This window comes from Paraburkholderia phymatum, assembly GCF_038900715.1.
Lineage (GTDB): Bacteria > Pseudomonadota > Gammaproteobacteria > Burkholderiales > Burkholderiaceae > Paraburkholderia > Paraburkholderia phymatum_A.
In genome coordinates this window covers 150,093-164,333 of sequence record NZ_JAYMRZ010000005.1, presented here as the reverse complement: position 1 = coordinate 164,333, position 14,241 = coordinate 150,093, and the positions used below count along the sequence as shown (strand labels likewise).

The window sequence follows — 14,241 nt, the reverse complement described above, 5'->3', positions numbered from 1 at the left end:
CAATTATCGAAACCCTGTTTCCATACTTTCGATTGAGGATGTGCTATGACCCCGTCAGATGTTAAAGCCACGCTATCGTTCAGCGACAATTCGCCGAGCGTTGAAATGCCGATTTACAAGGGTTCGATGGGCCCGGACGTGATCGACATCCGAAAGCTGTACGGTCAAACCGGCAAGTTCACGTATGACCCGGGCTTCATGTCGACGGCGTCGTGCAACTCGGCGATCACCTACATCGACGGCGACAAGGGCGAGCTGCTGTATCGCGGCTTCCCGATCGACAACCTCGCGCAAAACGCCGACTTCCTCGAAACGTGCTACCTGCTGCTGAAGGGCGATCTGCCGAACCAGGCGCAGAAGGACGAGTTCGTGAAGACGGTCACGAACCACACGATGGTTCACGAGCAGATGCAGTTCTTCTTCCGCGGTTTCCGCCGCGACGCGCACCCGATGGCGATTCTCGTCGCCGCAGTCGGCGCGCTGTCGGCGTTCTACCACGACTCGCTCGACATCAATAACCCGCGTCACCGTGAAGTCTCCGCGATCCGCATGATCGCGAAGCTGCCGACGCTGGTCGCGATGGCGTACAAGTACTCGATCGGCCAGCCGTTCGTGTATCCGCAGAACAATCTGTCGTACAGCGCGAACTTCATGCGCATGATGTTCTCGAACCCGTGCGAAGAGTACAAGGTCAACGACGTGCTGGTCCGCGCGCTGGACCGCATCCTGATCCTGCACGCAGACCACGAGCAGAACGCGTCGACGTCGACGGTGCGTCTGGCCGGTTCGTCGGGCGCGAATCCGTTCGCGTGTATCGCAGCGGGTATCGCCTGTCTGTGGGGCCCGGCGCACGGCGGTGCGAACGAAGCCGCGCTGAACATGCTGGAAGAAATCGGCTCGGTCGACAACATTCCTGAGTTCATCAAGCAGGTGAAGGACAAGAACTCGGGCGTGAAGCTGATGGGCTTCGGCCACCGCGTGTACAAGAACTACGATCCGCGCGCGAAGCTGATGCGCGAAACGTGCCACGAAGTGCTGAACGAACTGGGCCTGCACGACGACCCGCTGTTCAAGCTCGCGATGGCGCTCGAAAAGATCGCGCTGGAAGACGAGTACTTTGTGTCGCGCAAGCTGTATCCGAACGTCGATTTCTACTCGGGCATCGTGCAGCGCGCGCTGGGCATCCCGACGTCGATGTTCACGTGCATCTTCGCGATGGCGCGTACCGTCGGCTGGATCGCGCAGTGGAACGAGATGATCGCCGATCCCGAACAGAAGATCGGCCGCCCGCGTCAGCTGTTCATCGGCGAAACGCCGCGCGAAGCAAAGCCGATCGCCAAGCGCTAAGCAACGGGCGCGCTAGCGCCTCGAGCACGCGTCGAAAGCATCGAAAGCATCGAAAGCATCGACAGAAACACCCCGACGGTTCGCCGTCGGGGTGTTTTATTTTGTGCGCGCGGTCCGCTTGCGCCTGCTGGTCTGCTCCAGCGACGGCGGGCGCACGTCGAGCGGGGGCTGCGGCGTGCCGGCGGGCGCATGTCCGTGCGTTTCGAAGAACTGGCGCCATGCGCTCGGCGTCATGCCGCGCGTCGCGAGGAATTGCCGGTTGAAGTTGGCGAGATTCGGCATGCCCGCTTTCGTCGCGATCACGGAAACGGGCCACGTCGTCGCCGTCAGTTGACGCGACGCGTAACCGATACGCACGCGGCTCAGATAGCGTCCCACGCTTTCGCCGACGTGCCGCATGAAATGGCGATGCAGCGAGCGCTCAGAAAGATGCGCGACGGCACACAGATCGGCGATGCGCAGCGGCTCGCCGAAGCGCCTGTCGATGAGATCGAGCACGCGATTCAGGCGCTCGGCCTCGGAGGCCATCTCGTCGGGCTTGCCCGCATGCGCCGACGGCGACGCGAGCGGCTGCGCGCCGGCATCGGCGAGCCGGGCGAGGATGTCGAGCACGGCGGAAAGACGCGTGCGCGGTTCGGTGTCGAGCAGCGCATCGGCTTGTTCGCGCATCATCGCCGTCGCGGCCGGATCGAAATGCAGGCCCGGCGCGGCGCGCCGCAACAGCTTGGAAAGCGGCGCGAACTCGGGGCAGCAGTCGGCCACGCGCCGCGCCCAATCCCCGCTGAACCACACGACGATCGCCACCTGCGGACGCGCCGCATCGACGGGCGCCGTCGAGGCCCATGTGTGCGGCATGTCGGGCGGCACGAGCACAAGGTCGTCGGTGGCGTAATCGTCGACGTGATCGCCGATAAAGCGGCGGCCCCGGCTGTTCAGCGTCAACGTCAGTTCGTATTCCGGATGGTGATGCCATTCGAATGGAATCTGCGCGAGCCGCCGGTGATAGACGCGCACCGAGCAGCCGTCGGGAATCGTCACGCGTTCGTATTGCGGCTTCATCGGCGGCTCCTGGCTGCGTTGGCTCACGCGGCATGGCGGCGCTGGCGGCGTGTCCGGATTGTATCGATAAATGGCCGGATTGCATCGCCCGTGCCCGTCGAAGATGCCTAATCTGGCGGTACACGATCAGTCCAACGGAGACATGCCATGCCACTCATCATCGACAACATACCCGAGGCGATTCGCAGCACGAAACGCGCGCTGCGCGAGGCGCTGCCGGACTATGCGAAGGTGTTCCGCGAACTCGAAGGCGCGATCGCCCGGCAGGTCGAAGTGATCCGCGGCGAGCGCGAGCGCGGCGAGGAGGCGATACCCGTATTCGACTACGCGTCGATTGCGTCGGGCGACGTCGATCCTCGCGTCGTCGCGCGTATCAAGGAGCGTGGCGCGTGTGTCGTGCGCCGCGTGTTCGATCCGCAGCAGGCAAGCGAATGGAACGACGAAATCGGGCAATACGTCGCGCGCAATCGTCTCGACGACCGGCTCGCGCATCGCGCGGAGGACAAGTACTTCGGCACGCTCGCGTCGAGCAAGCCGCAGATCTACGGCGTGTACTGGTCGAAGCCCCAGACGCTCGCGCGCCAGTCCGAGGAGTTGACGAATACGCGCGTGTTTCTGAACCGGCTGTGGCGCGCGGAAAGCGAAGGCACGCGCCATTTCGATCCCGATCGCGTGCCCGTCTACGCGGATCGTATCCGCCGGCGGCCACCGGGATCGGAATCGCTGGGGCTGTCGCCGCATGTCGACGGCGGCTCGGTCGAGCGATGGCTCGATCCGAATTACCGGAAGGTCTATCGGCACGTGCTGTCGGGCAACTGGCGCGCCTACGATGCCCACGACGCCGCCTTTCGTCCCGATGCCGAAGAGATTCCGTCGCCTGCCGTGTGCTCGATGTTCCGCACGTTTCAGGGCTGGACGGCGCTGACGGCGCAAGGTCCCGGCGACGGCACGCTGCAACTGGTCCCGATCGCGAACGCGATGCCTTACATCCTGCTGCGCGCGCTTCAGGACGACGTGCCCGACGACGAACTGTGCGGCGCGCAACCGTCGCGTGCGCTGTCGATCAAGCGCGAATGGCATGCGTTGCTGCTCGAAGCCGTCACGCCGATTCCCCACATGCAGCCGGGCGACGCCGTCTTCTGGCACTGCGATGTCGTGCATTCCGTCGAAGACGCGCATCGCGGCACCGGCTATAGCAACGTCATGTATATCGCGTCGGCGCCCTGGTGCGCGAAGAACGAGGCGTATCTGAAGCGCCAGTTGCAGAGCTTCATGCGCGGCGAGAGCCCGCCGGACTTTCCGTCCGATCATTTCGAAACGGACTTCATCGGACGCGCGACCGAAAGCGATCTGACGCCGCTCGGCCGCACGCAACTCGGGTTCGATCTCTGAGCGAGCGTGCGGGGCACCAAACGCAGGTGCCAGGAGCGGGTGCCTGGCGCGGCGGGAGAAAAACGCGAGGCGCTGGTAGTGCCGATACAGGTATCGGCACTACCAGCCAACTCCCTGTTTTTTATCGGTTTTTTCGATAGCTGGTGAGCCCCTGGCGCCAACTGCGTGGCATAATCGACCGGACACGCACTGCCCGTTGTCATTACTACCCCGCATACCATGGCACAGACTCTCTACGACAAATTGTGGAACACGCACGTGATCCACACGGAAGAAGACGGTACGGCAATTCTCTACATCGACCGTCATCTGCTGCATGAAGTGACCAGCCCGCAGGCGTTCGAAGGCCTGAAGATGGCGGAGCGCCCGGTGTGGCGCATCAGCGCGAATCTGGCTGTGTCGGATCACAACGTTCCCACCACGGATCGCAGCCACGGCATCGCCGATCCCGTGTCGAAGCTGCAAGTCGATACGCTCGACTCGAACTGCGATTCTTTCGGCATCACGCAGTTCAAGATGAACGACCTGCGCCAGGGCATCGTTCACATCATCGGGCCGGAGCAGGGCGCGACGCTGCCAGGCATGACGATCGTCTGCGGCGACTCGCACACGTCGACGCACGGCGCGTTCGGCGCGCTGGCGCACGGCATCGGCACGTCGGAAGTCGAGCACGTGCTGGCCACGCAGACGCTGCTGCAGAAGAAGAGCAAGAACATGCTCGTGAAGGTCGAAGGCGCGTTGCCGCGCGGCTGCACCGCGAAGGACATCGTGCTCGCGATCATCGGCAAGATCGGCACGGCGGGCGGCACGGGCTACGCCATCGAATTCGGCGGCTCGACGATTCGCGCGCTGTCGATGGAAGGCCGCATGACCGTCTGCAACATGGCGATCGAAGCGGGCGCGCGCGCCGGCATGGTCGCCGTCGACGATACGACGATCGAATACCTGAAGGGCCGTCCGTTCTCGCCGGAAGGCGTCGAATGGGATCAGGCCGTCGAGTACTGGAAGCAGTTCAAGTCAGACGCGGACGCGCATTTCGATCGCGTGGTCGAACTGAACGCCGCCGACATCGTGCCGCAGGTCACGTGGGGCACGTCGCCGGAAATGGTCACGTCGGTCGATGGCCGCGTGCCCGATCCGGAGAAAGAGAAAGACCCGGTGAAGCGCGACGCGATGGAACGCGCACTGCAATACATGGCGCTCCAACCGAATCTGCCCATCGAATCGATCAAGCCGGACAAGATCTTCATCGGCTCGTGCACGAACGCGCGCATTGAAGACCTGCGCGCGGCCGCGTGGGTCGTGAAGAAGCTCGGCCGACGCGTCGCGTCGAATGTCCGTCTCGCGATGGTCGTGCCCGGCTCGGGTCTCGTGAAGGCGCAAGCCGAGCGCGAAGGGCTCGACAAGGTGTTCACCGACGCCGGATTCGAATGGCGCGAGCCGGGGTGCTCGATGTGTCTCGCGATGAACGCCGACCGGCTCGAGCCGGGCGAGCGTTGCGCGTCCACGTCGAACCGCAACTTCGAAGGCCGTCAGGGCGCGGGCGGACGCACGCACCTCGTGAGCCCCGCAATGGCCGCAGCCGCCGCCATCGAAGGGCATTTCGTCGACATTCGCAAGCTGGGATGACACGCAACATGAACATCGATCGCATCGCGCTTCTGCGCCGATTCGCACTCGCGACGCTCGCCGGGCTGCTGCTCGGACTCGCCGGGTGCAACACGGTGCATGGCTTTGGCGAAGACCTGCAGCATCTGGGCGGGTCCATCAGCGACAAGGCGGCAAAGTAGGCGGTTTTTGATTCGCCGGACGCGCCTGCCGCGCACAGCGCGCGCCGTCCGGCTTCGAACAGGCGAAAGCGTCATGGATAAATTCATCGTACACACCGGCGTCGTGGCGCCGCTCGATCGCGAAAACGTCGACACCGACGCGATCATTCCGAAGCAGTTCCTGAAGTCGATCAAGCGCACGGGCTTCGGTCCGAACGCGTTCGACGAGTGGCGTTACCTCGATCACGGCGAGCCGGGGCAGGACAACTCGAAGCGTCCGCTGAATCCCGATTTCGTGCTGAACCAGCCGCGCTACCAGGGCGCGTCGATCCTGCTCGCGCGCCAGAACTTCGGCTGCGGCAGCTCGCGCGAGCACGCGCCGTGGGCGCTGCAACAGTACGGCTTCCGCGCGATCATCGCGCCGAGCTTCGCGGACATCTTCTACAACAACTGCTTCAAGAACGGCCTGTTGCCGATCGTTCTGACGGAGCAGCAGGTCGACCATCTGTTCAACGAAACATTTGCGTTCACCGGCTTCCAGCTGACCGTCGATCTCGACAAGCAGGTCGTGCGCACGACGGACGGCGGCACCGAGTATCCGTTCGAGGTGGCCGCGTTCCGCAAGTACTGCCTGCTGAACGGCTTCGACGACATTGGCCTCACGCTGCGTCACGCGGACAAGATCCGCCAGTTCGAGGCGGAGCGCATCGCGAAGCAGCCGTGGCTGAACCATCGCCTCGTGCGCTGAAGCGCGCGTTCGCGCTCAAGCTCACGCGTTGAAGTGCCCGATGAAGGCCTGATAGAAATCAACAAGGAATACGCATGAAGATCGCAGTGTTGCCGGGCGACGGCATCGGCAAGGAAATCGTCAAGGAAGCAGTCAAGGTTCTGAACGTGCTCGGCGAGAAGTTCGAGCTGGAAGAGGCGCCTGTCGGCGGCGCGGGTTACGAAGCGGCGGGCCATCCGCTGCCGGAAGCCACGCTGAAGCTCGCGAAGGAAGCGGACGCCATTCTGTTCGGCGCCGTCGGCGACTGGAAATACGATTCGCTCGAGCGCTCGCTGCGCCCGGAGCAGGCGATTCTCGGCCTGCGCAAGCATCTGCAGCTCTTCGCGAACTTCCGTCCGGCGATCTGCTATCCGCAGCTGACGGGCGCTTCGTCGCTGAAGCCGGAAATCGTCTCGGGCCTCGACATCCTGATCGTGCGCGAACTGAACGGCGACATCTACTTCGGCCAGCCGCGCGGCGTGCGCCAGGCGCCGGACGGTCTGTTCGAAGGCGCGAAGGAAGGCTTCGACACGATGCGCTATGCGGAGCCGGAAATCCGCCGCATCGCGCACGTCGCGTTCCAGGCGGCGCAAAAGCGCGGCAAGAAGCTGACTTCCGTCGACAAGGCGAACGTGCTCGAAACGTCGCAGTTCTGGAAGGACATCATGATCGACGTGTCGAAGGAATACGCGGACGTCGAACTGTCGCACATGTACGTCGACAACGCGGCGATGCAGCTCGTGAAGGCACCGAAGTCGTTCGACGTGATCGTCACCGGCAACATGTTCGGCGACATTCTGTCCGACGAGGCCGCGATGCTGACGGGCTCGATCGGCATGCTGCCGTCGGCGTCGCTCGACAAGAACAACAAGGGCCTGTACGAGCCGTCGCACGGTTCGGCGCCGGATATCGCGGGCAAGGGCATCGCGAATCCGCTCGCGACCATTCTCTCGGCCGCGATGATGCTGCGTTATTCGCTGAACAAAGCCGAGCAGGCCGATCGCATCGAAAGCGCCGTGAAGAAGGTGCTGGAGCAGGGCTATCGTACGGGCGATATCGTCACGCCGGGTTGCCAGCAGGTCGGCACGTCGGCGATGAGCGATGCCGTCGTCGCGGCGCTGTAACGCGCGCTCTTTAGCAGGCAAATACGCGTGAATCGGCCGGTTTTGCGCCGATTCACGCAAATCGCGGCATACGCGCCGCAAAATCGGGTTTTCGTGTAGACTCCAGCGATGGCGACGATTCCTCAAATCACCTCGATTTCGACACTGCGCGGCAAAACGGCCCGCGTGGTTGCGCTCGCCATTACCACCAAAACGATTACCCCGAAAACGATCACGAAGCGCTGATCGTCCGTCGTGCCCGCCCATCTTCCCCGCGCGGTCACGCCGGGCAAAGTTGCGGGGAAGTGTCCACTCGAAGGGTAAGTCATGAACGTAGGTCTCGTAGGTTGGCGCGGCATGGTCGGCAGCGTCCTGATGCAGCGTATGCAAGAGGAACGCGATTTCGATCTGATCGAACCGGTGTTTTTCAGCACCAGCAACGCGGGCGGCAATGCGCCGTCGTTCGCCAAGAACGAGACCAAGCTCAAAGATGCGACAAGCATCGACGACCTGAAGAAGTGTGACGCCATCATTTCCTGCCAGGGCGGCGACTACACGAACGAAGTGTTCCCGAAGCTGCGCGCAGCGGGCTGGAACGGCTACTGGATCGACGCGGCTTCGGCGCTGCGCATGAAGGATGACGCCGTCATCATTCTCGATCCCGTCAATCTCGACGTAATCAAGAACGCGCTGGTCAAAGGCCAGAAGAATTTCATCGGCGGCAACTGCACGGTCAGCCTGATGCTGATGGCGCTCGGCGGCCTGTTCCGCGAAAACCTCGTCGACTGGATGACGGCCATGACCTATCAGGCCGCATCGGGCGCGGGCGCGCAAAACATGCGCGAACTGCTGCAGCAGATGGGCACGCTGTACGGCTCGGCGAAGGAAGACCTGGCCGATCCGTCGTCGGCGATTCTCGACATCGACCGCCGCGTGCTGTCCGCGATGAACAGCGAGCGCATGCCGACCGACCACTTCGGCGTGCCGCTCGCCGGCTCGCTGATCCCGTGGATCGACAAGGATCTCGGCGACGGCATGTCGAAGGAAGAGTGGAAGGGCGGCGCGGAAACCAACAAGATTCTCGGCAAGCCCGCGATGGGCGAGCCCGGCTCGATCCCGGTCGACGGCTTGTGCGTGCGCATCGGCGCAATGCGCTGCCACTCGCAGGCGCTGACCATCAAGCTGAAGAAGGATGTGCCGCTCGACGAAGTGAACGGCATCCTCGCATCGGCGAACGACTGGGTGAAGGTCGTGCCGAACGAGCGCGAAGCGTCGATCCGCGACCTGTCGCCCGCCGTCGTGACGGGCACGCTGACGGTTCCCGTCGGCCGTCTGCGCAAGCTGGCGATGGGCGGCGAATACCTGTCCGCGTTCACGGTCGGCGACCAGTTGCTGTGGGGCGCTGCGGAGCCGCTGCGTCGTATGCTTCGCATTCTGCTCGACAAGTAAAGTAAACTACGCGCGATCAGTTCAACGACGCGTAAAAAACTCCAGAAAGCGTCGCGATTCTCGCGGCGCTTTTTTATTTGGGCATTACCGAATCTTGTCGCCAACACTCTTCAACATGTGCCGCAAGGCCATGCAAAAAAGGTCCCGATGACGGCCCGATTCCAGACTCTTCCCGCCGCTTTGCGCAGCGGCTCGCATCAGATCGCGGCAGCAGTCGCGATCGTCTTCGCCGGCGCACTTTCGACACCCGACGCGGCATTCGCGCAGACAGCCGCGACAGGCGCGGCGAGCGCCACTGCAACAGCCGGCGCGCCGTCCGGTGTGGACGCTGGCGCGACGCAATTCACCGTTCAGCCGGGTCAATCGCTGAACGACGCCGCGATTGCGCTCACGCAGTCGCACGATCGCGCGGTGCTGGCGCGCGCGGCGAAAGCGATCTTCGACGCGAATCCGAACGCGTTCATGGGGCACGATCCGAGCCGCTTGCGGCTGGGTGCCGTCCTGAACCTGCCACCCGTCGATGCGACCGGTGCGGCAGCCAGCGCGGCTGCGGCAGCGGGGCCGGCGTTCGCGCCGAACTCGACGGCACAGGCGGCGGCTAACGCTTCCGCGACGACATCGGCGGCAGCGCCAGCAGCGCCGACACCTGCCGCACCCGCCGATACGGGCACGAGCGCGGCCACTGGAGCGGGGGCTTCGTCGTCGGCGGCGGCGCAGTCTTCACACGGCGCCAGCGCGCCGGCAACGACCGAAACGGCGCCGGCTGCTGGCTCGCAGGCTGCGGGCACGAGCGCGCCGTCGGCATCGGCGGCGAGCGGCGCGCATGGGTGGACGGGCTCGATCCAGAGCAGCGGACCGGCCGCCGGCGCACAGCCCGCGTCGCAGGCGCATCCGAAGGTTTCAAGCTTGCAGCAGTTACTGGCGCTGAAGAACCGCGTGCTGATGGAATTGCAGAAGCATGGCATCGGCAAGCAGCAGCCAGCATCGAACGGGAACGCCGCGACCGCGCCTGGCGCGACACAGCCTTCGGGTTCGACGGGCGGCGCCAGCGCGCCGGCCAATGCGGCGCCCGCCGCTCCGACGCCGACATCGGCAGCGGCGAATCCTGCCAGCGGACCCGCCGGTATTCCGCAGGAGTATCTGGGCGTGGCGGCCGTCGTCGGGGCGGCGCTCGTGGCGCTGCTGGCCGGTCTGACGATGCGCCGGCGCCGTAAGGCCGCACGGGAAGAGGCAGCGGCAAACGAGGCAGCGGTAAACGAGGCAGCGGTAAACGAGGCAGCGGTAAACGAGGCAGCGGCAAACGGGTTAGCGACAAACGAGCCGTCCGCGCCCGGCGATCAAACGCCGCGCGTCGCGCCGGATGCGGCCCGGGTTCTCGACGAAACGCCTGCTGCGGCGAACGCGCCATCGACGCCGCCCGCCGATACGCATCGAGCGCCGCACGCCGCTCCGACCGCGCCCATCGTTGAAAGCGAAACGAAGTCGGAGCCTGAAACGTTCGACGCCGCGTCGGCTGAAGCGGGTCTGGCGGCGGCTGCGTCGCTGGGCGCCGATGCATTGCCGCGCGAATCGCTCGATCCCGCGCGCGAGAAGGCGCGTGCCGCCGAGGCTGCCGCGCAGGAACAGGCCGCGCGCGAACAGCTTGCGCAGACGGCAGATCACGCCGCTGAATCCGCGCGTGTCGAGCTGTCACTCGACGAAGCGCCGATTCACGCGTCCATCGAGCCGGCCGCGCGTCAAGCGCTCGAAGCACATGAAGAAGCGTCGGAATTGACATCCGCACCTGTCAAGCTGGATCTCGATACAGCGCCGGACATGGCGTTTCGCGAGCCGACCTTCGAGCCGCCGCCCGCCACACCGCCGATTCAGCTGGGCCACGTCGAACCCGCCGCTCAGCACGAACAACTGATCGAGCCGCTGCCCGACGAGGACTCGCTCGCGTTGCCCGACGAGCCGTCGACGCCCGAGCGTTTCCCGCTGGGCGAGCCGCCGCCGCTGGGGCCCGCCGTCACGGATTTTCCGCGCGACGCCATTCGCGCGCTCGACAGCCTCGACGACTTTGCGCTGCCGCCGCGCGCCGAGCGCGATGAGCCCGCAGCGGAGTTCGACTTGCCGGAGACGTTGGGCGCGCACGCCGTGACGCCGCCTGCGTCGCTGACCACGCAGCCCGTCGTCGCGCCGGACATCACGGCGCAGCAGGCGATGCCCGAGCATGCGCCCGAGCCGCCCGCCGCCGCCGATGAAATCGTCGCGGGCACGGCAGGCGCGGCTGCCGTTGCGGGCCTCGGCGCCGCGCCGTTCGGCGCGCTGAACCTCGATTTCGACCTCGAATTGCCGCCCGGCCCGTCTCAGGCCGTGCCCGCGTTCACGCCGGAAGAACTCGCGCGGATCGCCCGCAACAAGCTCGACCTGGCCGTCGAATACATCGATCTCGGCGACGTCGTGGGCGCGCGCACGCTGATCAACGAAGTGATCGAATCGAACGATGCCGCGACGCGCGCCGATGCACGCGCGTTGCTGTCGACGCTCGCGCCGCTTTCGTGATGTCTGTCGTGAAGCGTATTGCGCTAGGCATCCAGTACGACGGCGCGGCGTTTTGCGGCTGGCAGTCGCAGCCGCATGGCAAGACGGTGCAGGACGAACTTGAGCGCGCGCTGCGCGAATTCGCGCAGACGCCGCTGCAGACGGTCGTCGCCGGGCGAACGGATACGGGCGTCCACGGGCTCGGGCAGGTCGTGCATTTCGACACCGAACTGGATCGCGCGGAATTTTCGTGGGTGCGCGGCACGAACGCGTTTTTGCCGAAGACGGTCGCCGTGCAATGGGCGAAGCCGATGCCCGACGCGTTCCACGCGCGCTTTTCCGCCTTCGAGCGCACGTACTACTACGCGCTGTATGTGCATCCCGTGCGCTCGCCGATGCTCGTGGGCCGCGCGGGCTGGATCCACACGCCGCTCGATATCGACGCGATGCGCGAAGCGGCCGCCTGCCTGATCGGCGAGCACGATTTTTCGGCGTTCCGCTCGTCGGAGTGCCAGGCGAAGACGCCCGTCAAGCATCTTTATCAGATCGATATCCGGCCGCAGGGCGACTTTATCCATTTCCGCTTCCGGGCGAACGCATTTTTGCATCACATGGTGCGTAATCTGATGGGATGTCTCGTGGCCGTGGGCCGCGGACGCTATCCGGCAACGTGGCTCGCCGAAGTGCTCGCGAGCCTCGACCGGAATCAGGCCGCGCCTACGTTCATGCCCGACGGGCTGTATCTCGCGCAAGTGGGCTATCCTGAGGCGTTCGCTGTGCCTGCGCCGCAGGCGGGCAGCGTCCCGTGGAGCACTGTTTGGACCGACTCATGACTTCCGCCAAATCCGCCGATTCCTCCGTTTCCGCCGCCGTCTCCGCTGATAACTCCGCCGAAAGCGTCTTGCCCGCTGACGAACCCGCCCCGCACCGCACGCGCATCAAGTTGTGCGGGCTGGGCAACGCCGCCGACGTCGCGCATGCCGTCTCTCTCGGCGCCGACGCGATCGGCCTCGTGTTCTATCCGCCCAGCCCGCGCGCGCTGAGCGTCGCACAGGCCGTCGAGATGACTCGCGTCGTGCCGCCGTTCGTGTCGGTGGTCGGGCTGTTCGTCAATCCCACGCCGGAGTGGTTCAACGAAGTCACCTGCAACGTGCCGCTGACGATGCTCCAGTTCCACGGCGACGAAACGCCCGAGCAGTGCGAAAAACTGGCGGGCATTGCGGGTTTGCCTTGGTTGCGCGCGCTGCGAATTGCGCCCGATACTCAACCGGCCGATTTGATAAAATCAGCCCTTAACTATTCAGCCGCCAGTGGTCTCATGTTCGACACTCACGTCGAAGGCTATGGCGGCGGCGGGAAGGTCTTCGATTGGTCACTTATTCCAGCAGAGCTCGCGCGTCGGGCCGTTTTGAGTGGTGGGTTGAACACGCAAAACGTCAGTGAAGCGATTCATCGCGTGCGCCCGTACGCGGTCGATGTCTCGAGCGGCATCGAGTTGTCGGGCGCAAAGGGCGTGAAAGATCACGCCCGGATGGCGGCGTTCGTGCGCGCAGTGCGCGAAGCGGACGCCGGATGATTCCCAGGCCGCACCGCGCATCGCGCAGCTTGCGGCACACTGAGAAGAGTGACGGAACATGTACAACTTACCCGATGAACGTGGCCACTTCGGCCAATATGGCGGCGTGTTCGTCGCCGAAACGCTGATTCACGCGCTCGACGAACTGCGCAAAGCATACGAAAAGTACTCGAAAGACCCGGACTTCATCGCCGAATACGAACGCGAACTGAAGTATTTCGTCGGTCGTCCTTCCCCTGTTTATCACGCGCAACGCTGGAGCGAACTGCTCGGCGGCGCGCAGGTTTATCTGAAGCGCGAAGACCTGAACCACACGGGCGCGCACAAGGTGAACAACGTGATCGGTCAGGCGCTGCTCGCGAAGCGCATGGGCAAGCCGCGTGTGATCGCGGAGACGGGCGCGGGTCAGCACGGCGTCGCCACGGCGACGATCGCAGCGCGCTTCGGCATGGAATGCGTCGTGTACATGGGCGCCGAGGACGTGCGCCGCCAGGCCGCCAATGTCTACCGGATGAAGCTGCTCGGCGCGACCGTCGTGCCCGTCGAATCGGGCTCGCGCACGCTGAAGGACGCGCTCAACGAAGCGATGCGCGACTGGGTCACGAACGTCGAAAACACGTTCTACATCATCGGCACGGTGGCGGGTCCGCATCCGTATCCGATGATGGTGCGTGACTTCCAGCGCGTGATCGGCGACGAATGCAAGGTGCAGATGCCCGAACTGACGGGGCGGCAGCCGGACGCCGTGATCGCGTGCGTTGGCGGCGGTTCGAACGCGATGGGCATCTTTTATCCATACGTTGAAGACACTTCCGTGAAATTGATCGGCGTGGAAGCCGCCGGCGACGGCATCGATACGGGACGTCACGCGGCGTCGCTGATCGGAGGCAGCCCGGGCGTGCTGCACGGCAATCGCACGTATCTGCTGCAGGACGAGAACGGCCAGATCATCGAGACGCATTCGGTGTCGGCGGGCCTCGACTATCCGGGCGTCGGTCCCGAGCACGCGTGGCTCAAGGACAGCGGCCGCGCAGAGTACGTCGGCATCACCGACGAAGAGGCGCTCAAGGCGTTCCACGACTGCTGCCGCATCGAAGGCATCATTCCCGCGCTGGAGTCGAGCCACGCGCTCGCGTACGCGACGAAGCTCGCGCCGACGTTGCCGAAGGACAAAATCCTTCTGGTGAACCTGTCGGGCCGGGGCGACAAGGACATGCATACGGTCGCCGAGCGATCGGGCATCCAGTTCTGAGCGCC

At 64.7% G+C, this 14,241-nt stretch carries 13 protein-coding genes; 11 read left to right on the top strand and 2 right to left on the bottom strand.

Annotation, left to right across the window (positions count from 1 at the left end; translation table 11 throughout):
* Window positions 1–45 precede the first annotated feature (45 nt).
* The gene (gene gltA / locus VSR68_RS11790; RefSeq protein ID WP_342940018.1) at window positions 46–1,347 is read left to right on the top strand and encodes a citrate synthase; all 1,302 of its coding nucleotides are present in this window, start codon (window positions 46–48) and stop codon (window positions 1,345–1,347) included.
* A 96-nt stretch (window positions 1,348–1,443) separates the two neighbouring features.
* On the opposite strand, the gene VSR68_RS11785 is transcribed toward gltA, so the two are convergent.
* A complete protein-coding gene (locus tag VSR68_RS11785; RefSeq protein WP_342940017.1) occupies window positions 1,444–2,406 on the bottom strand; it encodes an AraC family transcriptional regulator in 963 nt (320 codons plus the stop codon).
* 147 nt (window positions 2,407–2,553) lie between these two features.
* Here VSR68_RS11785 and VSR68_RS11780 point away from each other — a divergent pair, with 147 nt between their 5' ends.
* The 5 genes from VSR68_RS11780 (at window position 2,554) to leuB (ending at window position 7,457) form a co-directional block, all read left to right on the top strand.
* Window positions 2,554–3,798, top strand: coding sequence for a DUF1479 domain-containing protein (locus tag VSR68_RS11780; RefSeq protein WP_342940016.1), 1,245 nt, complete (start codon window positions 2,554–2,556; stop codon window positions 3,796–3,798).
* Window positions 3,799–4,017: 219 nt separating this feature from the next.
* On the top strand, window positions 4,018–5,427 hold the full coding sequence (leuC, locus tag VSR68_RS11775; protein WP_342940015.1) for a 3-isopropylmalate dehydratase large subunit: 1,410 nt from the start codon (window positions 4,018–4,020) through the stop codon (window positions 5,425–5,427).
* Window positions 5,424–5,588 (top strand): entericidin A/B family lipoprotein, encoded by a 165-nt coding sequence (locus tag VSR68_RS11770; protein ID WP_087735655.1) that lies wholly within the window; start codon window positions 5,424–5,426, stop codon window positions 5,586–5,588. Before leuC ends, VSR68_RS11770 begins: the two co-directional genes overlap by 4 nt.
* A 73-nt stretch (window positions 5,589–5,661) precedes the next feature.
* A complete protein-coding gene (gene leuD / locus VSR68_RS11765; RefSeq protein WP_342940014.1) occupies window positions 5,662–6,315 on the top strand; it encodes a 3-isopropylmalate dehydratase small subunit in 654 nt (217 codons plus the stop codon).
* A 74-nt stretch (window positions 6,316–6,389) separates the two neighbouring features.
* Complete coding sequence (gene leuB, locus VSR68_RS11760) at window positions 6,390–7,457, top strand: 3-isopropylmalate dehydrogenase (RefSeq protein WP_342940013.1); 1,068 nt, start codon at window positions 6,390–6,392, stop codon at window positions 7,455–7,457.
* A gap of 122 nt (window positions 7,458–7,579) precedes the next feature.
* On the opposite strand, the gene VSR68_RS11755 is transcribed toward leuB, so the two are convergent.
* On the bottom strand, window positions 7,580–7,765 hold the full coding sequence (locus VSR68_RS11755; protein ID WP_342940012.1) for a hypothetical protein: 186 nt from the start codon (window positions 7,763–7,765) through the stop codon (window positions 7,580–7,582).
* On the opposite strand from VSR68_RS11755, the gene asd reads away from it, so the two are divergent.
* The 5 genes from asd to trpB all read left to right on the top strand — a co-directional run bounded on the left by asd (window position 7,764) and on the right by trpB (window position 14,236).
* Window positions 7,764–8,885 carry an aspartate-semialdehyde dehydrogenase gene (gene asd / locus VSR68_RS11750; RefSeq protein ID WP_342940011.1) on the top strand — a complete coding sequence of 374 codons (1,122 nt, stop codon included), beginning with the start codon at window positions 7,764–7,766 and terminating at the stop codon, window positions 8,883–8,885. The two genes, VSR68_RS11755 and asd, sit on opposite strands and share 2 nt — an antisense overlap.
* A gap of 147 nt (window positions 8,886–9,032) precedes the next feature.
* Window positions 9,033–11,429, top strand: a complete 2,397-nt coding sequence (locus VSR68_RS11745) for a FimV/HubP family polar landmark protein (RefSeq protein WP_342940010.1) — start codon at window positions 9,033–9,035, stop codon at window positions 11,427–11,429.
* Window positions 11,429–12,241, top strand: coding sequence for a tRNA pseudouridine(38-40) synthase TruA (gene truA, locus VSR68_RS11740; RefSeq protein WP_342940009.1), 813 nt, complete (start codon window positions 11,429–11,431; stop codon window positions 12,239–12,241). The genes VSR68_RS11745 and truA overlap by 1 nt, the downstream gene beginning before the upstream one ends.
* A complete protein-coding gene (locus VSR68_RS11735) occupies window positions 12,238–12,984 on the top strand; it encodes a phosphoribosylanthranilate isomerase (protein ID WP_342940008.1) in 747 nt (248 codons plus the stop codon). Before truA ends, VSR68_RS11735 begins: the two co-directional genes overlap by 4 nt.
* Window positions 12,985–13,042: 58 nt before the next feature.
* Window positions 13,043–14,236, top strand: a complete 1,194-nt coding sequence (gene trpB, locus VSR68_RS11730; protein WP_342940007.1) for a tryptophan synthase subunit beta — start codon at window positions 13,043–13,045, stop codon at window positions 14,234–14,236.
* The last annotated feature ends 5 nt before the right edge of the window (window positions 14,237–14,241 follow it).

Excerpts from the sequence above, each read along its gene's own strand:
- gltA (WP_342940018.1), top strand. The coding sequence starts at position 46 with ATGACCCCGTCAGATGTTAAAGCCACGCTATCGTTCAGCGACAATTCG.
- VSR68_RS11785 (WP_342940017.1), bottom strand. The coding sequence starts at position 2,406 with ATGAAGCCGCAATACGAACGCGTGACGATTCCCGACGGCTGCTCGGTG.
- VSR68_RS11780 (WP_342940016.1), top strand. The coding sequence starts at position 2,554 with ATGCCACTCATCATCGACAACATACCCGAGGCGATTCGCAGCACGAAA.
- leuC (WP_342940015.1), top strand. The coding sequence starts at position 4,018 with ATGGCACAGACTCTCTACGACAAATTGTGGAACACGCACGTGATCCAC.
- VSR68_RS11770 (WP_087735655.1), top strand. The coding sequence starts at position 5,424 with ATGACACGCAACATGAACATCGATCGCATCGCGCTTCTGCGCCGATTC.
- leuD (WP_342940014.1), top strand. The coding sequence starts at position 5,662 with ATGGATAAATTCATCGTACACACCGGCGTCGTGGCGCCGCTCGATCGC.
- leuB (WP_342940013.1), top strand. The coding sequence starts at position 6,390 with ATGAAGATCGCAGTGTTGCCGGGCGACGGCATCGGCAAGGAAATCGTC.
- asd (WP_342940011.1), top strand. The coding sequence starts at position 7,764 with ATGAACGTAGGTCTCGTAGGTTGGCGCGGCATGGTCGGCAGCGTCCTG.
- VSR68_RS11755 (WP_342940012.1), bottom strand. The coding sequence starts at position 7,765 with ATGACTTACCCTTCGAGTGGACACTTCCCCGCAACTTTGCCCGGCGTG.
- VSR68_RS11745 (WP_342940010.1), top strand. The coding sequence starts at position 9,033 with ATGACGGCCCGATTCCAGACTCTTCCCGCCGCTTTGCGCAGCGGCTCG.
- truA (WP_342940009.1), top strand. The coding sequence starts at position 11,429 with ATGTCTGTCGTGAAGCGTATTGCGCTAGGCATCCAGTACGACGGCGCG.
- VSR68_RS11735 (WP_342940008.1), top strand. The coding sequence starts at position 12,238 with ATGACTTCCGCCAAATCCGCCGATTCCTCCGTTTCCGCCGCCGTCTCC.
- trpB (WP_342940007.1), top strand. The coding sequence starts at position 13,043 with ATGTACAACTTACCCGATGAACGTGGCCACTTCGGCCAATATGGCGGC.